Raw genomic sequence first — 22,824 nt, 5'->3', positions numbered from 1 at the left:
GCTCTCAACCTGTTGCAGTTCGAGGGCTGTGCTCCAGACTGCGTTGCGACCTGCCGGGGTGACGGCGGCTTGCCAGCCGCCGTCGGTCCAAGATCAGGAAATTCTGATCAGATTTTCGATGTCGAGGACCGCCGTCCGGGACGTGAGCGAGCCACCATAGGTGACCTCGACGGCGTTGGTCACATCTTGGATGTCCATCACGTCGCCGGTCTCATAATTGCCGAAGACAACCCAGTAATTCGGGTGTGGGGTAAAGACGGCCGTCATGTTGGGAGCCGCCTGGACAGCAAAGGTGCCCGAGCCGGACATGCCGATACCGACGGAAGTTTTGTCGGGTTCGACATTGGACAGCTGGTGGATGGTGAGCGAACCGAGCGCGCCCCCGCCGCTTTGCTTGCCGAAGGTTGTCGCACTATACTGATCCTTCGTCAGTTGGATCAGGTTCTGGCGATCCGGATCGGCAGGCACGGTCTGCGTAGCCGAAAAATTGATGCCAGGCTGCAATAGCCCGGTTTCCGACCAGACGAAGCTGTATTCGATCTCCCATGTAAACGCTACGCGACTTCCTGGTGCGGTCGCACGGGCGAACCAGGCGAGCGAAAACACGTCGCCAGGAATCGTGGTCGGCGGGGCTTTCTGGAAGACCGCGAAGCTGCCATGAAGCTGCGAGTTGTTGATGCAGGTCAGGGAATATTTCATTTGCACTTCCTTTCGTTTGAGTATTGCCCGGTACTTAGGGTGTGACCGGCACCACCCGGGGCTGGAACGGTGCCGGTCTATCCCTCGCCGCGAGTGAAGGAAAAGCGGCGAGGGCTACCCGGCTCGCGACGTGAGGCCGGGAAGGTCGATCGGTTCAGGCGGTTTGGACGATCAGGTCGTCCCGCCCACGGTGATTTGTGTGCTGGCCCGCGGGATCGCCGCTTTCCGGACCCTTTATGAAACAGATGTTCGTTGCGCGGCTCATGTCCGATTGATCGGACTTTGGAACCGGAAGGGCCTGCCAAAAATCAAAAGCAGCCGTCGGCGACAGGTCAGGTTCAAGGCTGTGCGAGCCCAGGCTTTCTGGATCGCCTAAGGATCGGCGCAGGTCCGGCGGTCAGGCCGATAAACCGTACGTCGAGGTTCCCGAAGCGAAAGTCACGTGCGTGTTTTTCTTCGAGGTTTCGTTTTTCCGGACACAGAAGACGGTGCCGTTGCTCAAGGGCGCTCTCACGCTATCGCCCAGCGAAACCTTTGTCTTCTGCGCACCGACGAGCGCCTTGCCACGCGGGGTCAGCGCCCCGCTTCCGCCGATCGGTTGAGGATCTGAGGCGGAGGCCTGCGTGCCCGGGCCGGACACGAGGGGCGCGATGATCTGCGTCTGTCTCAAGTGCGAGGCTTTTCAGTTTCGGCGGAAAGACGCTGAAATACGGTGTGCCCGGCGCGCTCGACCTGTTGATGACAGTCAGGCTTAAGTTGATTTCGCTTGCCACGGGTGCGTTGCCCGCGTGGGTGATTGCAATCGGTTTAGACATTGATCCGCTTCCTTTTAGAAGGCTGTCGCTCGGTTGTCCTTTTGAGTTGAGATGATCCTACGTGGCCCATCCGGGGGTGTCTGTGGGCTGGCGTTCCAAAAACTTGGACCAGCGTCCCGACGTTCGCGGCAAGACGTCAGCTGCTGCCCAGTCCGGTCAGCCAACGTGCGAACGAGGCGCCACCCGGCGGCGGCAACAATGTGCCCAGCCCTAATCCCTCGCCCACCCCTGGTCCCTCGCCCAGCCGGGCGGCGGTCCGGGCAGCTCTCGGAGAAAGTCCAAAGGCTCGGCGAAACAGACGGCTGAAATGGGCCTCGTCTGCGAAACCCATTTCATAGGCGATGTCGGCGATGCGGCGGTCAGCATGGCGCGGATCGCAAAGAATGAGTAGGCAGCGTCTGAGACGGCGGCGGCGGATATAGGTCTCGACACCGCCTTCTGTCCCAAATTGGCGATAGAGTTGGCTGCGGGAAACACCCAGCTCCCGGGTCAACCCGGCCGGGCTCAAGTCACGGCGATGCAGGTTTTCCTCGATGTGGCGGCGTAGGCGGCGCGAGAGGTTGCCCCTTGCGTCCCTTGGTGTAACCGCAGCACCCGGTCCCAGCGATGACGCGAGCAGATCAGGTACGGAGGCCCCGAGAGCGAGCAACTCGCCGGCGGACAGGCTGCGTGCGGCCCCGCACAACGCTTCCAGAAACGTGCGCAGAATTATGCCCATCGCGGCGTCCTTGGTAAGGATCCGGCCGGGAATCGGCTGCACCGGCGCGACTGCCGATGGAAGCAAGGTGCGCGGAAGGATTAAGTGCATCGTCTCTGCCGCTTTCATGGCAAAAGCCATTGGCGCCGAGAGATCCAGCACGGCCACGTCGCCCGGACATAGCCTCCGGGCAGCAGGGGGGGCCAGCGTGACAGCGCCACGCAGCAGGCAGGAAATGACAATGTGGTCGATGTCATCATGTGCAAGGCGGGCCGGCGTCCGCCGATATCGCCCGCCGTCGACAACGCTCCGGCAAAGCAGAAACGTGCCGAAGTGATGGACTATGAGACTGGCCTCGAACCCGCCGGATGGCGATTTATCCGGCAGGAAACTGTCGAACAGTACAATGAGAAGAGAACGCCATGCCTCAAAGGGAAAGCGATTACCCGCCGTGGCAAAATGAAAGCTCGGGACTGCACTTTCTCCGCTCGTCGCAGAGGTGAGTTCGTCCGATGTATGCACAGGTCCCTCCCCAAACGGAAGAGGCATAGTTGCAGCTAACGATTTGATTTTGCAAACGTATAAACATATTCAGTTTATACATTTTAGATATTTCTTTATTAATGGCGCGGTGATCTGCAGGACTGTTGCGCCGCAGACCGTCTCCGGGAGACAGTGACAAACCGTCATGGAAATACGTCTATACGTCTGCTCCTGGGAACTTTGTTCAAACGCGAAGCCTTCCGCAGCATCGACAGCATGCGATAAGGCATTGGCATGTCCTTTGTTTCAACACTTATCGAAGAGGGCGTGGGTCTTCAGCGGACAAGCTGGTCAAATAGAGGAGTGAACGCAACGCCGCTGATATGCCCTATAGTGCGAGTCTTTTGAAGACTAACTTGCATGCTGCGCAAACTCAAATCGTACTCGGAATAGCTGCTCTTCTCCTGGGGCGAGGTTGACATTATAGTCCCGCTCGTCAAATGGGATGCGTCTGCCCTCCATGTCACCGTGACCCGTACATGGTTCCAACGCGAGGAAGTCTTGCTGTGGGAGAGACCATACAACCCAGTGACGTGCATCTGGCGCGTCAATTCTAATGGTGGCCTTTTCCCCAACAAGCGACAGCCATTTACTGTTTGCATTCAAAAAACAAAGGGCTTCATTTTGGAAAAGGCTTTCGTTTAGATGAAGGTACCGTCCGTTGAGGGAAATTTTCCGTTGACTACCTTGAATGAGACCTTCGGAAGATATGCATGGGACGAGAGGGGATTCCAATTTCTCGAATTGCAGCCGCCAGGTATCTTTGCGCGCAGACGATAACGACCATCTAAATCCCGGATGTATTCCGATCGAATAAGGCAAGAACGAACTATCGGAGGTGTTTTTTACGGAAATATCGATGTTCAGTCGACTATCTACGATTTTATACGTAATTCTGAAAATAAAACAAAATGGATACATTGTTTTCGTGAATTCATCGTCAGATGTTTCTAAAGTCACCTCGCTTTCTGAACTGGAAACCACGTCAAATTCCTGCATGCTGATGAAGCCGTGAACAGGCATCGGATAAGATGACCCTTTTATTTCGACAAGCGAAGACTCACTCCATCCGCATGAAGGAAACATCAGGGGGCAAGCTTGGTTCCAACCTGGGGGGCGCCGCGACCAGAGGAGGTCGTTTGCACCGACCTGCCACCCAATTAGCTCTGCTCCTTTTCGGTTGATAACTGCCTGTGCAATACCGGAACGAATAGCGACAGCATCGTGCATGAATGTTGTTACCTTAAAACCTTCAGAATCGTCAGACGGGCAATCCTTTCCTTCTACAATCGTCACGCGGCTGAATTAAGAAAAAAGAAGCCGTGACTTTTCATGCGTCCTTTGTATGTCAGTGCTATTTGAAAGGTGCGGCACCTCAGGCGCATCTGCTCAGCATTTCACATTCGCGCGCCAGCAAATTCGCGGAGTTCGGTAGCAGATGCCACCGGCCGAAGCGAGTTCGTGGCCGCTTCGCCCGCAAGCAGACATGCCGTTTTGGCGGTGTGCTGGTTGCGGCGCTTCCGTGGGTGTAGACTGTCGACACTGTTGCATGTTCATGCAAGGCAACGATGATGGGCACCCCCGCGCTCGACCGAAAGCTGCTCGCGATCCTCGCAGCGGATATGGTCGGCTACTCGAAGGCGATGGAGGCCGACGAGGCCGGCACCATCAAGCGGCTGAAGGCGATCCGCGTCGAGCTGATCAATCCCGCCATTTCCGAGCGCCATGGCACCGTCATCAAGCTGATGGGCGATGGCGCACTCGTCGCATTCGACAGCGTGGTGGATGCGGTTGCCTGTGCTGCGGCGTTTCAAAATGCCGTGGCGGCGCGCAATGCCGGCCTGCCGGAGCCCGAGCGCATCATATTCCGCGTCGGGATCAATCTCGGCGATGTCGCCTTGGTCGATGGCGATGTCTATGGGGACGGGGTGAATGTCGCCGCGCGGCTGGAGCATCTGGCCGAACCGGGCGGCGTGGTGGTGTCGGGCACGGCATATGATCATCTTCAGGGCAAACTCGATTGGCCGCTCGATTTCGCCGGCGAGCAGCAGGTCAAAAACATCAGCCGCCCGGTGCGGATGTATCGGTTGAGGCTCGACGGCAAACGGGTGCGTCGCCCGCTTCTCGCAATGATGCCGCGCTGGATTGGGACAACTGCAGCGGCGATCGTCGTTTTGGCTCTGGCAGGCGGCGGGGCCGCCTGGTGGTTCCTGCAGCCGGAGCCTCTGATCGGCAAGCCGTCGGTGGCGGTGCTGCCCTTTGAAAATTACGGTGGCGACGAAGCGAGCGGCCGTCTCGCCGATGGCCTGACCGAGGACGTCATCACCGACCTCGCGCGGTTTCCCGAATTCGAGGTGGTGGCGCGAAATTCGACGGAAGCCTATAAGGGCAAGCCGGTGGATCCCCTCCAGGTCGCAACTGCGCTCCATGTCGGCTTTGTCATGGAAGGCTCGATCCAGCGGCAGAGTGGCCGGGTGCGGATCACGGCGCAGTTGATCGATGCCAAAACCGGCCGCCATCTTTGGTCGGAAAACTGGGACCGGCCCGCCGAGGACGTGTTCGCCGTTCAGACCGAAATCGCAGAGCAGGTCGCCAACCGCCTCGGCGGCGGCGTCGGGCTGATTCAAGAGGCCGGGCGGGCCGCAGCCAAACGCAAACGGCCCGACAACCTTAACGCCTATGATTACTACCTGCTCGGATCAGAGAAGATCGAAAAGCTCACCAAGGCCGATGATGAGGAGGCCATCACCTTTCTCAACCGCGCCGTCGAGCTGGACCCGGGGCTGGCGCGGGCCTGGGTAGAACTTTACCACGCGCATGATCTGATGGGTGTGTTCGGCGTCGATCCCGAGGGCAACCGCAAGGTGGCCGCCGAGGTGGCCGAACGCGCGGTGCGCCTTGATCCACGCGACGCCGAAGCCCACGCAGTGTTTGCGATGAGCCTTGCCAATAGAGGCGACATGGGCCGCGCCAAGTCCGAATTCGACACCGCCCTTCGCCTGGCTCCGGGCTCGTCCGAAATCCTGACGTTCTATAGCGGCTTTGCCGCACGCTTCAACGAACCCGAACGCGGCGCTCAAATGGTCGACAAGGTCATGCGGCTCGACCCGAACTATCCGATGTGGGCCTCCAACTTCTTCGCACCCGCCTATTTCATGGCGGGGCGGTATGACGAGGCGGTGACGATGCTGGAGCGCATGACGCCCAACAACTACCAAAGATGGACCTGGGTCGTCCGCAGCAGCTCGCTTGCGGCACTGGGGCGAACCGATGAGGCGAAAGCTTCAGCCATGGAAGCTCTCAAGCAGCACCCTGAATTAACCATCGAGAGCATGATCAATGAACCCGGCCTCAGCACAATCGAACGCAACCGATTCATAGAGACGATGCCACTCGCCGGCTTCCCGGCATGCGGCAAGCCCGAGGCGCTGGCGAAACTCGCCAAACCTATGCGACTGCCGGAATGCGCGGCGGAGAAGGCGAACCCTCTCGGGCAGCCATAGAACAGTGCAACACGCTTGCGAGCCGCTGGTGGCTGTTGCTGCATAAGACCGCAAATTTCGGGTCACTGAAATAGCGGTGAGAGGCATTCGACGCTTGGCAGTCTGTTCGATTGCGGGTTTGGGTGGAAAAGGAAATGAGGTTCTGAACGAGGAGACAGCGGTCGTCGCAAGTCGTGTGGTGAGATCATCCTTGTTTGACACCCGTATGAAGTGCCTTGTCCAGCGCCGGTATCTTTTCGGAGATAAATTCAATTTGCTGCCAGCAGGCCGCCGCAGAAGACCTGGGGGCAACCTCCGGCAGATCGGGAAAGGTCGCGATAAGCTCATTCATGATGTGTGTTCGGTCGCTTGAAGGAAGAATGATGCCTCCGCACTTCGTCAGATGTTCACGCATGTATTGACTGTCTGCGTTGCGGACGGCCCGCGCACTTGGACCGCATCGGCTTGCTTGTCCCCGCTGTTGGCACTCACAAATCGCACCGTTGGTGGTTACGCGGCTTCTGCAATGGCCTCGGCGCGGTAGAATCGTTCTCTTGGCGACGAACGGCTTTCAACAGAAAGGCTGATCGATTAGTTTGGCCTCACGACCGTTTTACCGATCTCCCACACTGCTTGCCATCGCCACCACGCGGGTGGATCTTGGTGATAAACCGAGCGATCGTCCGTGCTTCAGGCTCTTATAATGGGCAATGGGTTCCGTCTGGACCTGCCGTGAGCGCTCCTCATCGAACCTGGAGGATGGTAGAAATCCAAATCAATGATTTAGCACCTGTCGGCAGAGCAGGCTTTCCCGCGTCCCGAGCTGGCGATGTCAGCGAATTAATCCTGCTTTTCGATCACCACTTGAATGTCTTCCGACCAGTGCGGCTGAGATCGCCGGTCACCTGAGGTAGCCTTGTTGGCCGGACGTAGCCAATCCCTTTCGGCCGTCGTCGAAATGCGGGCGTCAGGCCCCACGAGCGCGCAGTGTGGAGGGTGGAGGAGATTCCCGCGTCCAGCATATACGGCGCGATTTGTCCGTAACCCGATGCGACGTCGAGTGGCGTCCCATGGTCCATGCGCTCTATGAGGTAAAGCTCGATTGCGTCCCTGCCGAACCGATCTCGCCAGGCCAGCCTTTTGTGCCCGTCGACGGTTTTCAGCGACGAGGGATTGAGCGGGACGTCATGGACGCGGCTCCACTGAGTTATGATCGCACTGGCGTTCGCTTGTGCGACTGTCCCGTCACTTGTGCCGTGCCACACCGAAATCGTCGGCCAGGGACCTATATGAGGCGAGGCTTCGGCCAACCGTCCTTGCAGGCATTCCTCATTGGGGATGCCGTGCCCACGCATGCGATCGAAGGCTGCCGGTACTGATGTAGCAACGGCATAAGGAAGGCCAGCGATGATTGCGCCACCGGCAAAGGTCTCGGGATAGGCGCAAAGGGCGGCGTTCGCCATCGCGCCGCCCGCCGACAGTCCGGTGATATAAATTCGATCACGGTTGATGCCATGTTCGGTGGTCATGGTCTCCACCATCTGCCATATGGAGTGCACCTCTCCCTGGCCTCGGCGAATATCGCCTAAGTTGAACCAGTTAAAACATAGCTTGGGATTGTTCGTGTGAATCTGTTCCGGGTAAAGCACGGCGAATCCGAAATCCTCTGCGACTTTCGACCACCCCGCGGCTTGATCATAGCCAGCAGCATTCTGCCCACATCCATGGAGAACCACCACCAACGCCGGCGCCTTCGTCAGGCCTTCGGGAACATAGTACCACGCTTGCAACGCTCCGGGGTTTGAACCGAAGCTTTGCAGCGGGGACAGCGTCGCCGGCCCCGGAGCGGCGGCGCTCCTTTTATGAGATCTAGCAACTCGTTTAAATCCGTCTAAAAGGAATCGCATATCGCCTCCTTGTTGTCGCCGGAGGCGATCATGGACACGTAGCAAGATGCTCTTCGTGCTGCATTGCACAATACGCTAGTTCGGCTGCTTTGTCCTACTAATATGGCGTATCCGCCTAAACTCAGCGGAACGCACGCCGACTTCGATAAAGCTTTGTGAGTAGATTTTGTCCTTAACCTCGGGGCCGCGCCCGCTACGCTGGCTAATCGAAATCGGCGCAGGATGCTTACCCATCAAGCGGTGCGCGTTCGTCCGAATAAGGTCAGCAGATGATTGACAGACACGGCGACCTTGTCGATGCCGCGGATGCCCTATGAATATTGACTCTGCAAAGCTTCAAAATCGTTTGCCACGATTTCGCACCCAGAAGCCCTATCCCTCCTGCATAGCACCATCATACGTTTCCGGCCGTTCCTCTGGCACGATATTTGCGAGAAAGATCCGCTGTGGTCCGTGTTAACGGCCCCGGCGCAATCTAATTCGAATGACAATCGACCAGGCATTTACGACGAGACAAACAATAAGTGGAGACTGCTTTGAAGGATGTTTCGAAACACGCGCAGACGGCACTTGCCGTGCTGAGGATCGTTACCGCGCTACTATTCATCGAACATGGCACCATGAAGCTATTTAGCTTCCCTTCAGACGGCGTGGCCGGAACAGAAGGTTTAGGTGGTTTATCACCCTTCATGTTGACTGCGGGTCTTCTGGAGGTGATCGGCGGCCTGGCTGTTCTGGTGGGCGTTCTGACGAGACCGGTCGCCATTCTTTTGTCAGGTCAAATGGCCGTCGCCTATTGGATGATACATTTGCCGGGCAATAGCATCTTTCCCGTGCTTAATGGCGGCGATGCCGCGATCCTATTTTGCTTCGTGTTCCTCTACCTGGCTTTGGCCGGTCCGGGAGCGTGGAGCCTTGACGCCAAGATCAAAGTGATATGATCGGGGCTTCGCGACCTCAAGGGGTCCGACAATAACCTTAAATGACTGGGCACAAAGCGATCCAAATTGCGTGGAGACTATGGGTGAACCCGTGGTTGCTGCGCAGAGATCTTGCCGCTATTTTCGCAAATGTCGGGCAGCCACCGCCCTTTGTCGCATTTGTCGAGATCGCGACGAGTGGTTCGGCCCTCTCTCCTCTACGCAGCTGCTAAGCCACCGGGACCGCAAGCAGAAACCCGCTTTGAGGCGTACTCACAGTTGGCATGAAGTTTGCGTATCCTCGTTGGCGACCAGAAGCAACAAAACCATGTGATGTCGGGTCATGAAACGAGTGGAACGGCGGGCAAATGCCAGATCTATTTCAAATCCGCATCCCACGAAATAGTCACGCATGGCCGACGGGCGGCAGTACAAACCCCGACTTCGCCAAGATCGTCGCGGTTCCTGTCGACATCGTCGGTGACACCAACGTCAAGAAGGAGAAAAAACGCAATGACCAAGGTTTCAGAAAGATCCTTTGAAACTATCGAAAACTTAGCATCGTCGCCTCTCAAGATGGCCGATCAGATCGGCGACGCCGTAGAAAAGGGGAACAAACAGTTGGCCGAGGTCTTTTTGAAATTTGCCTCGAGCACTGAAGAGAGCCAGAAAATACTCACCCCGATCTTCGAAACTACGAAACAGGTCGGGTACGAATTTTCACGAAAGACGGTCGCCGCACTGAAGGCCAATACGGAGGCCGGCTTCTCGCATTTACAAGCATTGCTGAGCGCAACTTCGCCATCGCAGATCCTCGAACTGCAGTCGAGCTTCCTGCACAAGCGCGTAGAAGCAAGTATTGAGAACGCCAAGGAATTCGGGGCGCTGGCTACCAAGGCGGCGGCGGAGATTTCAAAGCCGATCAGGGATGCGTCTGACAAAGTTTTGACGGACCTCCAGGCGAGGTAGAGCGACGCCGTACTAAAACACCGACGGTGGGAGCTGTTGGTGTATACCGTGCTCAATCAGGTCTATTGAGATCGGCGCCGATCGACGGATCGTGATCCAAGCTTCTTCTGACGAAGTTTAAGCACGATTTAAATTATCTTGACGGATTGCGATTACGGCGGCGATCACACCAAAGCCAGTCTGGTGATCGCGCTCAATATCGGCATGGGCCTTCTCAGAAGCTATGAAATCGTGGAAACGGTGAGCTAACGGCGGGTTGTTTCGAGTGAGTGAGTCCGTCCTGTCAGTGTAAGGCCTTGTCGAGCCACCAAGGCAAGAACGGACCCACGAACATCGCTCTCGTGGATATCAGAGCAGGGTCCAAAGTTTTCAGCTCTGGCGATGTGAATGTGAGCGCGAGCTGCTGTGAAAGCCGACGGCGGATGGCGAGCAGCATGTCAGATCCGCGAGGTGGAGGCTGTCCATGTGGGAGTTTCAGAAAACAAGCATGCACATTACCCGCAGCGATCCCGTATTATCGCAGATGGGATCGCCCGCATGAGAGCTGACGTTTTGTACATTCGAAAATGGAGAGACAATGGTAGCCACAGCTATGAAATCCTGGCCGTGGGTGACATATGGTTGCCCGACCTTGGATTGAGGGTCAGCGGTGTCCATTTGGTTAAGCACGCAGAAGGGATTCTAGGGGTCTACGCGCCGAGTGCCAAGGTCGAAAGTCGCTATGCCGTTTGGTGGCCGGTGAACTCGGCTATTGAGAGGGCTGCGCTTGCCGCCCTGCTTCCTGCCTATGAGGAAATGTTGGCGCGCGATGTCGTCGCTTGTATCTAGCGTGGCAATATAGGGAAGGATCGCGCGCAGTGGCTGATCCTCGCAATCGGCCGCGATCATGAGAATGTAATCGGCAGCAAGACTGTTTTTGGCCTCGAGCGTGTCGCTTTGATCACAAAGGATCCGCATGGTCTCGGTATCAAATGCGATCGCGAGAATCGCGCCGTGGCATGGGACGGGACACTTGTCGAGGACCTATGGTGAGGAGGTGGAGAATTCTTTCTACTGCTCCCTAATGAGGTGCCCCGCCTCCATGGCACGCCAAATGCAGCGCGCATCTTATTTCCAGGGTGAGGGAAGGAAGGGAGATGCCATACCGAACGATTAAATCAGCCCAAGCAGTGATGGCCGCTTACCACAAGCTGAAGGACAGCAACGGTCATGTGAACAGTTGGGACATGCTACCGGAATTTCTGGTTGCAAACACTGATTTATCAAACGCTGATTTTGCTCGTGCCCTAGAGAGGCTCGTAAATGACAAGGTGCTGCAGAGGGAAGGCACGAGCGTTACCCGTTATGGATGGAAGGCACCATGGGGGCCGCCCGAACGCTAATTGCTGCCGCTTACTGCGGCTGGGCCGTTTGACAGCAAGCTGCCTTGGCAGCCGGCGCTAGAGCGCTCGACTAGCGACCGCTACCCGACCGTTTGCCCTTGGTTGTGGTAGGTAGTCGCGGGGAGAAGCCGGACGAGCGAATGGGGCGTTCGGCTTTTTCTTTTGTGTTCCATGCGCCTGCATGCGCCATGGACTTGCCGGCAACACCCTGAAAAGCCTGGAAATACCGGCGGGGAACGCCACAATGGTGCGTGAAGCAACCAAAAATCCACCCAACCGCGCCGCGCAACGCGGAGTGACAAGTAAAGGGGCCCGCGATCGATGAACGTGCCAAAGGTTCGATTCCGTTCAAGGTGTGCGATTTGATTGACGGCACTATACTAGATTCGCGAAAACAATATAGGGATGCCTTTTGGTATTGATTGGCGTTAGAGGAGTAAGAGGCGGGGCAGTGCCCATAGGGTGTGAGCAACCACGGCTTGCTCAAAGATCGCACCTATACTAGATTTGCGGAAACGATATAGGGGCCGCTATGATCAAGCAGATAGATCTCATGTTCCGGACCATGGTCGCTGAACTTCAGCAACGGGCATTCGATGACGATTGGGCGGAAGACTTCCCCCCGGCGGGTAGATTCGTGCCGGTGGCTGTCGATGGTCGGCGTTATTGGTATTTCGACCAACCCGACGGTGAGGGCGGGCAGAAGCGGCGGTATGTCGGGCCTGCCGACGATCCCATGATTTCGGAACGGGTCGAAACCTTTAAGGGCGAGAAGGCGGACTATAAGGCCCGCCGCAAGTTCGTTTCCACGCTGACGCGGGAAGCCGGTTTGATCGCTGCTGATCGCTTTACCGGCGATGTCGTACAAGCGCTTGCCAAGGCCGGTCTCTTCCGACTGCGCGGTGTTCTCATCGGCACGGTCGCATTTCAATGCTACTCGGCATATCTCGGCATCCGTCTGCCCTCAGCGGCGATCCTAACAGGTGATGCAGATCTAGCCCAGGATTTCGCGATCTCCGCCGAAGTGGCGGATTCACTGCCGCCGATCATCGATCTCCTGAAAGGGCTTGATCCAACGTTCCGGGCCGTGCCGCACATCAGCGGTAGCTCTCGATCTCATGCCTTCCGGAATCAAACCGGCTATCGGGTCGAATTCGTGACGACGAACAGGGGAGCCGAAGAATATTCGGACAAACCCGCCAACATGCCCGCTCTCGGTGGCGCGTCGGCCGAACCGCTAAGATTCATGGATTTCTTGATCCGCGATCCCGTTCGTTCGATACTGCTACATGGTGCCGGTGTCTCGGTGGTCATTCCTGATCCTTCCAGGTATGCAGTGCATAAGCTCATCATTGCCGGTCGCCGCCAAAATGACGCTGGTGGCCAGGCCAAACGGGATAAAGACCTGAGACAGGCAGGAATGCTGTTCGACGCCCTGCCGGTCACAGGGCATGGGTCTTCACTGGCTGACTCCCTGGAAGAGGCATGGGATCGCGGGCCTGCCTGGAAGCTGGCGATCTCGAAGTCAGCCGAAACCATGCACAAGGATTATTGGGGCGCTGTCAATCGGATGGTTGGTATTCTCAAGAAATAAAGAATAGGCCCGCTCGAAAAGGCGGGCCTCATTCGTTTCGGAGGGGAGCGGGCTAAAGTGTCGGCCCCTTCGGCTTCTGCTCCTCCTCGCACTTACAATCTTGCTCCTGCTGCAGTCTCCGCTTTTGCTCTGCCACCTCGACGGTTCCGACAGTCTGTTTCCAGCGGGAGACAGGTCGAGCGGGAACATTCGGATTTCGACCTTGAGCCTTGCGTTCCTCTTCTACCTACGCACGATCAATTGGCGTTAAAATAGAACGCGATAAAACTAATTACTCGTAGCAAAAAGCGCGGCGGGGGCTCGTATCCTTTCAAGGCGCTCCAGTGGGTATCGCACCTAACAGAAGCCATTGAGCTTCAGGATTCTACGGGCGTCAATCGTCGCCCGAAGCGCCTCCTCCGATGCGCGGTTTCCATCGTTTGCGTCGGGATGGTGCATCTTGAGCCTCTGCTTGTAACGGCTTCTAATTTCATCCGGCGTTGCGCTCGGTGAAAGACCGAGAGTTTCGAATGCTTTTGCTTCCAGCACCTTAAGTTTGCGGGATTGAACGACCCCTTTCGCCGCTTGCCTTTGTATAGCGTTTTTTCTTGCATTGATCGTTTTCGCGGTCCCGGAGCGAATTGAGGAGGGGAGGGGCGTTTCAGAAGAGTGATTGACTCTAACGCCCCAGCTAGGACGGCTGCCATTTGCCGCTTCTCTCTGGTAGCGGGCGGTGACAGGGTTCGACAGTTTCGTTACGTAATTGTAGCCCTCGCTGTACTCTTTTGCGTGGCTACGGCAAAACAGCAAATACAGCCCCTCAGCATCTGCTCCTACGGGAGCGCGATGCATGCCTTGGTTGTCGCACCCGTCCCATTGGCATCTCGGGCCACTTGTTTCGCGATGTTCAGCCGGTTTCTTCCGCGTCGGTCTTAGGCCGACAAAAATCTTTGAATCAGAAGTCATAGCGTCTTATACGGCCCTACTGCCGGACACGACAAGATTGCTCGACGCAAACGCCGATCCTTTGACTTTCATCTGAGTTAACGGGGCAGCATCCCGAACTACGACAACCTTATGTTCCCAATCCGACGCCGAGACAAGTGAAAGCGGAAATGATCACACACTCCCAGGCAGCTGGGGCATTTAAAATATGGGCCGGTCGGTTCAAACCAAGTGGTTCAAGGCGGGCATTGCCTCGCAGCAAACAATATCCTATATGTAGGCATGTTCCTACATGGAGGCTGCTATGGGCATCACGAGTTTATCTAGCCGGGAGTTGAATCACGACGTGAGTAGGGCAAAGAAGGCTGCCAATAAAGGGCCCGTGGTTATCACGGATCGCGGGAAGCCGTCCCATGTGTTGATGACCTACAGCGAGTTCGAGCGCTTGACCGGCAAGCGCCGCAATCTTGTCGATGCTCTTTCAATGCCCGGTTTGTCAGCCATCGATTTCGATCCACCCCGAGCCGAAATTGCACCTCGCGGAGTCGATCTGTCTTGAAGTATCTGCTGGATACAAACGTCGTCTCCGAGCTGCGTAAAGTCGGAGACGGTAAAGCTGATCCGAATGTGACGAAGTGGGTCGGTGCTCAAAACTCCAACGACCTATTCATTTCCGCGATTACGATTTTGGAACTTGAGCGCGGGATATTAAGCATCCAGCGTCGAGACGCTTCCCAAGGTTCTCGCCTGCGGGCATGGATGGACAGCCGTGTCCGCCCTGAGTTCGCAGATCGAGTTCTGTCAATCGATGACGCGATAGCGACGCGCTGTGCCCACTTACATATCCCAGATCGCCGCAACGAAGCCGACGCCTTGATAGCGGCGACTGCGCTAGCTCACGGTTTAACTGTGGTCACCCGGAATGTTCAAGATTTCGATGGTACCGGCGTGATCGTCGTCGATCCATGGCGCGAATGACATCGGGCGTGGATATTCGCGAGCTTATGTCTTTTTCGGTGTCATCGCTGAGATTGCCAATTTTCCGATGCCACGCTATTGCGGCTAAAAGGTTGGGCAAATGAGCAGTTTAGTCGCCACCTTGGGCTATGGTACGATGACAAATCGATCTCGTTAACAAAGCACTCATCGCACGGGCACGTTCCCAACCCGATCGCGCCGCACTACGAGGCGCCAGATCCGGTCCAAAGAGGGTACGGTGATCGAGGAATTGCCGGAGGATCGGCCGAACGCTGCATAAGAAGGTTACCTAATGCCCCGTGCGCGGCGCGCAGTTGAATACTCGACTCTGTCAAAACGCCGTGCAGATCTCGCTGCGATAGACAGGATCAAAGTCACGCCTCCGGCTGTGGTTGCCTGAATCGTTTTTCGTAAGCTGCAATAAAGGCGGCGGGAACCGGGTGTGCAAATCGGGCAAAATCAATCGGTTTCCGTGAGCCTGAACTTGGCTGGATAGCGTCGTCATAGAACCCGGGTCGCCATCCGGTTCCGAAAAAGCAAGCACCATAGCGAGCCGCAAGTGTCGGAGTCACAGGATAAAGAAGGCTGAGGAATACCGAAAGTTCCGTTGCGCTGACCAAGGTACCTGTCCTTGAAAAACTCGCAGCGTCGAAAAAAGCGTTTAAAGCATTTAGAGCATCCCAAACGCGCGTGTCCTCCATGGCTTCGCAATACCGTTTAGCATTATGGTTCTGCTCGCGCGTGAGTTTATCGACCCCCAACGTCTCGTTATATCCAGCGTGTCGGCGCAAAGCCGTTTCGAAAGCATCAATGCGCACCGCCGCCTGAACCAGCCCCTCGATCAGAAAATTGTTGTCGTTTCTGCCAAATGGCTTTGCGATGCTGGCTAGGTAGTAGCGCAGCACGTTCGTATCGATGTCTGCAGCCACCTCGTCAGCCCACAAAGCATGGTCGCGGCCAGTCGAAAATTTTGCGCTCTCGAGTTTATAAAAGTCCTGGATCGCATGATTGTCTGGAATTGCGTAACCACGCGCGAACAAACCAGCAGTGACGCCAATCGTATAATAAAATCGGTTATCCTGACCCATGAAAAATACGAGTTTCGTATCCGGCTCACGCATAATGCCGTCAAGATCCGCGCCATTTTGCTTGCAGATGCGTTCGATTCCAGTCTCGTAGCACCACAATCCTTCAAACCACGTCAGTAGAGTTTGACCTGCCACATCTGGCGGTGAGCTCAAAGTCACACCACGATCGAAATGCCGCGACATTGGCAATGACCGCAATTTTGTCCGTAACCAGTCGTGTTCTTTGCATTTTATGGTCTCCGGCCATCTGCTGGTCTCAATGGCGTCATCAAGCGCTGGAGCAAATTTCTTGAGGTTAAAATGCACTTGGCGGATCGGGCGCAAAATAAGGCTGCAGCCGCATGCGGTGTGGATGGGATTGTGTAGTAGATTATGCTGCAGCGCGAGGCCACAAACTTCGCAAAGGTTACTATCTGTTTCCGCATTGCAAGCCGGGCACCGTCCGATCGCAAGTGAGTCTGCTGCGAACTCTCCGCACGTCTCGCAATACAACTGCTCTCCGTCCCGCAGCTCGATGTTGTCTGAGGCTCTTAGTTGATCGTAAATCGCGAGACTCCGCTCTTTGTGATCTTCGCTAGAAGTCCTGACAAATACGTCCGGCTCAATATCCACTACCCGCAGACAATGCAGGATTTCGTCAATGTGCATTTGTGCAACGTCATCAACCGGCCTGCCAAGCTTGCGGGCTTTCAACAGCGTGTAAGTGCCATGTTCATCCGCACCTGTTACGTGGTAGGCAGTATTGCCTACCATACGCTGGTAGCGTACGAACACGTCTGTCAGCAGGTACACCCCTCCAATATGCCCAAGATGCAGCTTTCCGTTCGGGCATGGGGGCGCAGAGCAGGCAAAATAAGTTTGTTGCTTTGCGCTCAAGTCAATCCCATCATATCGAAAGGAACTTTAGACTGGTTTCAGGGTCGCTGTTTTTGATAGCGTGCCTTTGGTGTGGCCCGATGTAGAGCAGCGTGTTCCCACTGACCTCCGTGGTTTCGCCGTCGGCCTCGAACACGCCACTGCCCGAGATCAACACCCAAAGTTCATGCTCTGGGTGCGAATGAAGATCGACTGCACCGTTCGCCACCACCTCCACAATCGATGTGCCGAAGCCCGTTGCGACCGTCTGCGGCAGATGTTCAAGCAATCGGCACACCAGAACGCCATACTCCGGGCGCATGATTGAGCCGTCGATCTGTTTCGTATACATGTCTGCCTCTCATCCGGTGCTTCACTCGCGATAGAAAATGCCGTTCGGGGGCTTGAGTTCGTCGATGTCGGAGACCTTGCCCTCGGGAGGGTTGTAGGCGCGTTTGAGTTTGTTGTACTCGGCCCGCGTTGGCCCTCCGGTGGAGGCGCGCTGGAACACCAGGTAAATTACCCTTCGCGAATTTTCACTTTTATTAGGTTTTGAATAATGAGGCGCATAATCGTCAAAGATGAAAATGTCGCCGGCCTTCCATGATACCGGCTCCCAGGCGAACGTTTCCGCGATGTCGGGGTAAATCACGCCGCCGGCATCCATCGGGAATACACCCTTCTTATGATTTGCAGGGCTGAAGAAAAGGCCTCCGTTGTCCGGGCCGGAATCGTCGATGGCGATTGCAACAATTGCATGCACCATCCGGTCCGGCAGCTTATGTGGGACATGGTAGATGTCCTGATGCGGGCGATAGCCGCCACTGTCGGGATATTTGAAGATCAACAGCTCTTTGAGCATCCGGGCATCTTCCTCCAGCAAGGACTCGACGATGGACTTGATCCGGTGATCAGCCAGCATCAGATCACGCAGAGGGGCATTAAATTCAAGGAAGTTCTCGACCTTCGAAATTATCTTTCTGTTGTCCGTCGTTTTCTCGAACCACATCAACCATTTGTCGTCACTTATGTCCCAGCGCGAAATATCTTCGACGAGAGTTGAGAGACGTTCACGATTTTCCTGGTCGAAAAATTCCTCTAACTTGACGTATCCAATTTTATGCCATGTCGCTTTTTGTGCTTCAGTTAACATGGGTAAGTCTCCTCATCAGAATTGATCTGCCTGACAAAGCTGCACCCTTCGGGCCAGGCAGTTTGCAGGTTCATGGAATGTCGCCCGTTTATCCTTGTGCACGTTGCTGTTCGGCGAGCTGCATTGCTTTTGCGGAGAATGATTCATCCTCTTGTGTCTTGCATGGTAATCAATCTAGCCCCCGAAGATCTGCCGATCTGGGACGTTCGCATAGTGATCACGCCCAAGCAGGCTATTGACGATGCGACCATTTCGGTACGCTACGAGTGACAAATTCACACTCTGCAAGCCACTTTGGACGCGCGTCCGGTTCTGCAGATACACGTGGCCTGGGGAACTGTCGTTGAATTGAACGGCGTAATCTTCATCTACGACCGGCAGGCCATCTTCGATGGCGGCGGAAGCCAATAGGCGATCGATGAACGGAAGCGAGCGAGGCTGAAAACCGGTGGCGAGTACGATACGATCGGCCTCTACTGTTCGCAAAGGGGCGCCACGCGAGGCCAACAGCGCTTGCCAACCATGTGGATGAGGAGACAACTCCTTCATAACGACTGCGGGCAGCAGCTGAATGATATCGTCGCTATAGCCGCTCGCGCTGCGATGATAGATAATTTCATAGATGCGATTGCACAATTCCGCTGAAATGCCGTCGCTGGTGAGCAACTCTTCATCGACGATAGCCCGACGTTCCTGAAGTGGCAGCGAATGAAAGCGCTGGCTGTAAGACGGCGTGTACGCCACGTTGACAAAAGCGCTGTCGTCCCTCGTGAACAGGTTCGCCCGTGATGTCACCCATATGATCTTGCGCACATCGGGATTGCCCAACAGGTGTTCGACGACCTCCGCACCGCTCTGGCCGCCGCCGACAACCATTACGCGTTCACCCACATCGATTGGTGACTGATGGAGATAGCTCGCCACATGATAGACCTTATCGCCCAGCCAGGGTTTGGCGCATTCGGGGATTTTCGGAACGACACCCACCCCGATCGCAACCGCGCGTGCGTGATAGTCATCTCGGGTCGTCGTCACGCGGTAACCCTTGTCGAATTTGGCGATGTCGGTGACTTCCTCGCCAAACCGAAGGCGGGGCAAGTGATCTGCAACCCACTGGAAATAGTCTGTGAACTCACTACGTGACGTCGTTGCGTCGCGCCGGTTCAGGAAACTGTAAAGTCGTCCGTGCGTTGCAAGATAGTTGAGGAAAGAAAACGGACTGGTGGGATCTGCAAGCGTCACGCAGTCCTTCAGCGGAGATACCTGCAGGCGACTATTTGGCAGCAGCAGTCCCGGATGCCAAACGAAGCTGCATTCCTTTTCGAAAAAAATCGTGCGCAGGCGCGTCGGATGCGCCAGTGCAGCAAGACTAAGATTGAAGGGCCCTATGCCAATACCGATGAGATCCAGAATTTCCATAGAATCTTCCTATGGTCAAAAAACATGCGTTGAGCGCAGCAACCGATCGAGCAATGGAGCGAAAACAACCATTAGAACGAGATCGGTTTCTTACATCGGCCTCCAAACTGTCTGGCTGATGATAGCGATGTTGATAGCGATGTTGATAGCGATGTTGATAGCGACGAGCCCTGCCATTACGAGCATTGCGACATCGATGCCATGAGCTGCAATTAATATGCCGCCGAAATACGGGAAGCCGAACGATCCCACGAAATAAGCGAGCGCGAAGACTTGGGAGGCAGCTGCGATCGACAGGCCACGATCGCCAGCAAGGTTCACCACCATGGCGTTCAAGGTGGAATAGGTGAGGCCGTAGCCTACGGCAAAGAGAACGCTGGCGACGACATACAGCAGCGCGCTTCCCGAGTTCAAAACCAGAAGTCCGATCCCAATCAGCGTTGTTACGAAGAGAGCGAGCGCCAGGCGAGCGAGCGGGAATTTTCCGATCATCGACGCGAGCGAAAACCGCAATGCGACCGTTGTGACAGTGAATGTCAGAAAGAAGACATTGGGTGAAAGTCCTCGGGATGCGGCATATATGCTTTGAAACGTGGACAGACCAGCGAATGTACAAGCACCAATTCCCATCATGATCACCGGCAACACCGTTTTCCCGCGTAAAATGGACAGGCTCGTTGGGACGGAGAGAGCAACGGCGCGTGCGGAAAGTTGCGGCTGACGCTTCAAACGAGCCTTTACGAACATGGCGAATACCGCGGCCACTAAGCAGAAGACGGCATAAAATGCGTAGGCAGCACCGGCATCACCTGTCTGGTCAGCAATGAAGTGACCGAGCGGAGCCGATCCGCCGATGCCAAGCATTTGGGATCCTGAAAGGAGAGTCAGAGCTTCCAGGCGAGCGGAAGGTTTGAGGCGATCAATGAGCTGGATTGGAGCGAGCGTGTAACAGACCGCCCAACCAAAACCGAGCAGGACGCCACCGGCATAGGCAAACGCCAGACCGCCAGTTCCGACCAGCGCAAAGCTGGTCATCGCGGCCGCCATGATAAGAGAAGAGACTGCAACGAGGGGCAAGATACCGGTATATTCCGCCAGTCGCCCCGCGAATACAGCACCGATCAGGGTCGCGACGGTTCCTGCACTGACGACGCCTCCGGCGGAAGATGCCTGAAAGCCTGCAGATCGCATAACGTCGACAAGCAGAAAGCTTGAACCATAGGCGAGGGCGAGTGCGATGGCGGTAATGAGATAAGGCACCAAAACGCTCGCCGGCAACCAATCAAGTAGCTTCTGGTTTGTCTCGGCTGTGACAAGCGTCACGGGCGAAAGCGTTTCCCTTTTTTGCTCAGTAGCGTTATCTATCTTTCTCATGAAAATAGATAACAGACTAGCGGCCGTTACACAATCGCTGCGCAGGGAGATAGCCTCGGCAAAGCCAGGGCTTCGACTGCCCTCCGTGCGTTCTCTCATGAAAGAATTCAATGTCAGTCCCGCTACGGTGGAGCGAGCATTTGCCCAACTCGTCAGCGAGGGCCTGATCGAGCCTCGTCCAGGCCAAGGAACCTTCGTTCGCGAAGCGCCCGCAAGTCCCTCCGAAGTTGTCGACTTATCTTGGCAATCTGTGGCGCTTGGAGCTGCGCGTGGAGACGGTGTTTTTTTGGAAACTTCATTGACACTTCCACCAGCCGACGGCCTGATCTTGAGCATGGGCTACCTGCCGCCCGATCTACAGGGGTCTGGCCTTTTGGCACACGCGCTCCGTCGAGCCGCAGGTCGTGTCGATCTTTGGGATCGACTGCCGATCGAGGGTCTTCAGTCATTGCGGGCTTGGTTCGCGCGAGAGATCGGAAACGGCGCCGTATTCTCGCCCCATGACGTCATCATATGCAACGGCGGGCAGGCGGCGATCACTGCGACCCTACGGGCACTCGTACCGCCTGGACGTCCGATCCTTGTGGAGACGCCGACCTATACTGGCGCCATTTCGGCTGCCCGGGCGGCGGGTCTTGAAGTCATTCCCGTAGCTATGGACGAAAACGGAGTGCGACCGGAACTGCTGGAGGACGCCTTCCAACAGACGGGGGCCCGGGTCTTTTACAGCCAACCAACCTTCTCCAATCCGTCGGGCGTCGTGACGTCGATTGAGCGGCGAGCTGCTGTCCTCGACATCGCGGCAGAGGCGCGCGCCTTCATCATCGAGGACGACTGGGCGCGCGATCTCGACCTGACAGGCAATGCACCGGCTCCGCTTGCGACCGGTGATCGCCATGGACACGTTGTTTATATTAGGTCCCTTGCCAAATCAGCTGCACCCGGTTTGAGGGTCGCAGCCGTCATGGCACGAGGAGCGGCCCTGGCACGGCTGAAGGTGGCTCGCGCTAGTCAAGACTTCTTTGTTTCCGGCCCCTTGCAAGCGGCAGCTTTGGCCGTTGTCTCCGCGCCAGGATGGAAGCGTCATCTCAAGGCCGCCTGCGCTGCCCTAATCGAGCGGCGCGATGTACTCGTCGGCGCGCTGCGCGAGGAAGCGGGAGATTGCGTGACGTTTCAGGTGCCGACCGGAGGCATGCACCTTTGGCTGCGTTTGCCGGATCACGTCTGCGATGTCGCGCTCGCTGCGGATATGGCCCGGAACGGTGTTTTCATCAGCGCTGGTCGCGCATGGTTTCCCGCGGACCCAGAAGGCTCGTTCCTGCGGCTAACTTTCGCAGGCCACCCCACCACTCTTGTTGAGGGCGCAAAGCGCCTCAGCCAGGCTATTAAACATAAACTTTAATCTCGGATAACAGGAGGAATAGGGCAGTCATGCCGCCGTGCGGGAAGCAGCAGGTCCGATCACCTTTGGCCATCGGAAGCTCGCGGTCATGCCGAGATTCCGTTCGCATCTCGGCAGATCTGAACTGATCTCGGCGGAACGCACGTGCCGATCTCGCCCTGGCTGATCTTCTTCCCATGCATCCGCGCGCGGGGAGGCGATTTTCACATGTTCAACTGCGCATGCGAGCGCGCCGCTTCCATCCTTAAGCGCGATGCAATGATTGTTGTTCGCAGATCAGACGAGCGATCGCCGTGGGATTCTTAAGAATATTATATCGAATGCTTCCACGGATTGACGAGTGCAACTCTCATGCCCTCGAAATCTTTGACGTTGCGTGTGACCAGCGTCATACGAGGGATGAAGGCTGTCGCTGCGATATAGGCGTCGTTGATCGGTTTGGGATTGGGCACATGCCATTGGGCCGCCTGGACGGCCGCCTCGTCCAGAGGTAGGGTGCGGCTGGATAAGCAACATCTCCCCCTGATAACGGCTCCGATCCAACTGAAGGTTCGGTAGGGGCGCACGCTGAGCTAAAAAATCCTTTAAGACTTCCGCGCACCAGACGTAGAGTGGGAGGTTAT

At 56.2% G+C, this 22,824-nt stretch carries 21 protein-coding genes and 2 pseudogenes; 10 read left to right on the top strand and 13 right to left on the bottom strand.

The window, feature by feature from the left end; translation table 11 throughout:
• Positions 1-93 precede the first annotated feature (93 nt).
• From ACXHXG_RS20545 to ACXHXG_RS20530, 4 genes are all read right to left on the bottom strand, one after another.
• Complete coding sequence (locus tag ACXHXG_RS20545) at positions 94-699, bottom strand: protein rhiA (RefSeq protein WP_457900500.1); 606 nt, start codon at positions 697-699, stop codon at positions 94-96.
• A 397-nt stretch (positions 700-1,096) separates the two neighbouring features.
• Entirely contained in the window at positions 1,097-1,369 is a 273-nt protein-coding gene (locus ACXHXG_RS20540) for a hypothetical protein (RefSeq protein ID WP_457900499.1), read from the bottom strand.
• 281 nt (positions 1,370-1,650) lie between these two features.
• Complete coding sequence (locus ACXHXG_RS20535) at positions 1,651-2,733, bottom strand: helix-turn-helix domain-containing protein (protein WP_457900498.1); 1,083 nt, start codon at positions 2,731-2,733, stop codon at positions 1,651-1,653.
• Between the two features lie 372 nt (positions 2,734-3,105).
• Entirely contained in the window at positions 3,106-3,984 is an 879-nt protein-coding gene (locus tag ACXHXG_RS20530; RefSeq protein ID WP_457900497.1) for an aldose epimerase family protein, read from the bottom strand.
• A 341-nt stretch (positions 3,985-4,325) separates the two neighbouring features.
• Here ACXHXG_RS20530 and ACXHXG_RS20525 point away from each other — a divergent pair, with 341 nt between their 5' ends.
• Positions 4,326-6,257: an adenylate/guanylate cyclase domain-containing protein gene (locus tag ACXHXG_RS20525; protein ID WP_283061038.1), complete on the top strand. Its 1,932-nt coding sequence runs from the start codon at positions 4,326-4,328 to the stop codon at positions 6,255-6,257.
• A 184-nt stretch (positions 6,258-6,441) separates the two neighbouring features.
• On the opposite strand, the gene ACXHXG_RS20520 is transcribed toward ACXHXG_RS20525, so the two are convergent.
• Together ACXHXG_RS20520 and ACXHXG_RS20515 are read right to left on the bottom strand one after the other, a co-directional pair.
• On the bottom strand, positions 6,442-6,651 hold the full coding sequence (locus ACXHXG_RS20520; protein ID WP_457900496.1) for a hypothetical protein: 210 nt from the start codon (positions 6,649-6,651) through the stop codon (positions 6,442-6,444).
• Positions 6,652-7,093: 442 nt separating this feature from the next.
• Positions 7,094-8,143: an extracellular catalytic domain type 1 short-chain-length polyhydroxyalkanoate depolymerase gene (locus ACXHXG_RS20515; RefSeq protein ID WP_457900495.1), complete on the bottom strand. Its 1,050-nt coding sequence runs from the start codon at positions 8,141-8,143 to the stop codon at positions 7,094-7,096.
• Between the two features lie 536 nt (positions 8,144-8,679).
• Here ACXHXG_RS20515 and ACXHXG_RS20510 point away from each other — a divergent pair.
• From ACXHXG_RS20510 to ACXHXG_RS20490, 5 genes are all read left to right on the top strand, one after another.
• The gene (locus ACXHXG_RS20510; protein WP_283060756.1) at positions 8,680-9,084 is read left to right on the top strand and encodes a DoxX family protein; all 405 of its coding nucleotides are present in this window, start codon (positions 8,680-8,682) and stop codon (positions 9,082-9,084) included.
• 347 nt (positions 9,085-9,431) lie between these two features.
• Positions 9,432-9,605, top strand: a complete 174-nt coding sequence (locus tag ACXHXG_RS20505; protein WP_457900494.1) for a hypothetical protein — start codon at positions 9,432-9,434, stop codon at positions 9,603-9,605.
• Positions 9,577-10,032: a phasin gene (locus tag ACXHXG_RS20500; RefSeq protein ID WP_457900493.1), complete on the top strand. Its 456-nt coding sequence runs from the start codon at positions 9,577-9,579 to the stop codon at positions 10,030-10,032. Before ACXHXG_RS20505 ends, ACXHXG_RS20500 begins: the two co-directional genes overlap by 29 nt.
• A gap of 537 nt (positions 10,033-10,569) precedes the next feature.
• Positions 10,570-10,860: a hypothetical protein gene (locus ACXHXG_RS20495; RefSeq protein WP_283060753.1), complete on the top strand. Its 291-nt coding sequence runs from the start codon at positions 10,570-10,572 to the stop codon at positions 10,858-10,860.
• 1,089 nt (positions 10,861-11,949) lie between these two features.
• Positions 11,950-13,008, top strand: coding sequence for a nucleotidyltransferase family protein (locus ACXHXG_RS20490; RefSeq protein WP_457900678.1), 1,059 nt, complete (start codon positions 11,950-11,952; stop codon positions 13,006-13,008).
• A gap of 336 nt (positions 13,009-13,344) precedes the next feature.
• On the opposite strand, the gene ACXHXG_RS20485 is transcribed toward ACXHXG_RS20490, so the two are convergent.
• Positions 13,345-13,953 carry a J domain-containing protein gene (locus ACXHXG_RS20485; protein ID WP_457900492.1) on the bottom strand — a complete coding sequence of 203 codons (609 nt, stop codon included), beginning with the start codon at positions 13,951-13,953 and terminating at the stop codon, positions 13,345-13,347.
• Positions 13,954-14,236: 283 nt separating this feature from the next.
• Here ACXHXG_RS20485 and ACXHXG_RS20480 point away from each other — a divergent pair, with 283 nt between their 5' ends.
• Both ACXHXG_RS20480 and ACXHXG_RS20475 read left to right on the top strand, forming a co-directional pair.
• Positions 14,237-14,491, top strand: a complete 255-nt coding sequence (locus ACXHXG_RS20480; RefSeq protein WP_283060663.1) for a type II toxin-antitoxin system Phd/YefM family antitoxin — start codon at positions 14,237-14,239, stop codon at positions 14,489-14,491.
• Positions 14,488-14,910: a type II toxin-antitoxin system VapC family toxin gene (locus ACXHXG_RS20475; protein WP_457900491.1), complete on the top strand. Its 423-nt coding sequence runs from the start codon at positions 14,488-14,490 to the stop codon at positions 14,908-14,910. The genes ACXHXG_RS20480 and ACXHXG_RS20475 overlap by 4 nt, the downstream gene beginning before the upstream one ends.
• Positions 14,911-15,284: 374 nt before the next feature.
• On the opposite strand, the gene ACXHXG_RS20470 is transcribed toward ACXHXG_RS20475, so the two are convergent.
• The 5 genes from ACXHXG_RS20470 to ACXHXG_RS20450 all read right to left on the bottom strand — a co-directional run bounded on the left by ACXHXG_RS20470 (position 15,285) and on the right by ACXHXG_RS20450 (position 20,799).
• The gene (locus ACXHXG_RS20470) at positions 15,285-16,874 is read right to left on the bottom strand and encodes a class I tRNA ligase family protein (protein ID WP_457900490.1); all 1,590 of its coding nucleotides are present in this window, start codon (positions 16,872-16,874) and stop codon (positions 15,285-15,287) included.
• 10 nt (positions 16,875-16,884) lie between these two features.
• The gene (locus ACXHXG_RS20465) at positions 16,885-17,205 is read right to left on the bottom strand and encodes a cupin domain-containing protein (RefSeq protein ID WP_457900489.1); all 321 of its coding nucleotides are present in this window, start codon (positions 17,203-17,205) and stop codon (positions 16,885-16,887) included.
• A gap of 21 nt (positions 17,206-17,226) precedes the next feature.
• Positions 17,227-18,006, bottom strand: coding sequence for a phytanoyl-CoA dioxygenase family protein (locus tag ACXHXG_RS20460; RefSeq protein WP_457900488.1), 780 nt, complete (start codon positions 18,004-18,006; stop codon positions 17,227-17,229).
• Between the two features lie 174 nt (positions 18,007-18,180).
• Positions 18,181-19,425 carry a lysine N(6)-hydroxylase/L-ornithine N(5)-oxygenase family protein gene (locus ACXHXG_RS20455; RefSeq protein WP_457900487.1) on the bottom strand — a complete coding sequence of 415 codons (1,245 nt, stop codon included), beginning with the start codon at positions 19,423-19,425 and terminating at the stop codon, positions 18,181-18,183.
• 90 nt (positions 19,426-19,515) lie between these two features.
• Complete coding sequence (locus ACXHXG_RS20450) at positions 19,516-20,799, bottom strand: MFS transporter (protein WP_457900486.1); 1,284 nt, start codon at positions 20,797-20,799, stop codon at positions 19,516-19,518.
• Here ACXHXG_RS20450 and ACXHXG_RS20445 point away from each other — a divergent pair.
• A pseudogene (locus ACXHXG_RS20445) lies at positions 20,798-20,938 on the top strand (GntR family transcriptional regulator); the annotation flags it as partial. The gene ACXHXG_RS20450 and the pseudogene ACXHXG_RS20445 sit on opposite strands and share 2 nt — an antisense overlap.
• A 159-nt stretch (positions 20,939-21,097) precedes the next feature.
• On the top strand, positions 21,098-22,201 hold the full coding sequence (locus tag ACXHXG_RS20440; RefSeq protein WP_457900677.1) for an aminotransferase-like domain-containing protein: 1,104 nt from the start codon (positions 21,098-21,100) through the stop codon (positions 22,199-22,201).
• 311 nt (positions 22,202-22,512) lie between these two features.
• Here ACXHXG_RS20440 and ACXHXG_RS20435 read toward each other — a convergent pair.
• Positions 22,513-22,707 (bottom strand): annotated as a pseudogene (locus ACXHXG_RS20435) (PIN domain-containing protein); the annotation flags it as partial.
• Between the last annotated feature and the right edge of the window lie 117 nt (positions 22,708-22,824).

Source organism: Rhizobium sp. LEGMi-198b (assembly GCF_054114205.1).
This window is presented reverse-complemented; position numbering and strand designations above follow the sequence as displayed.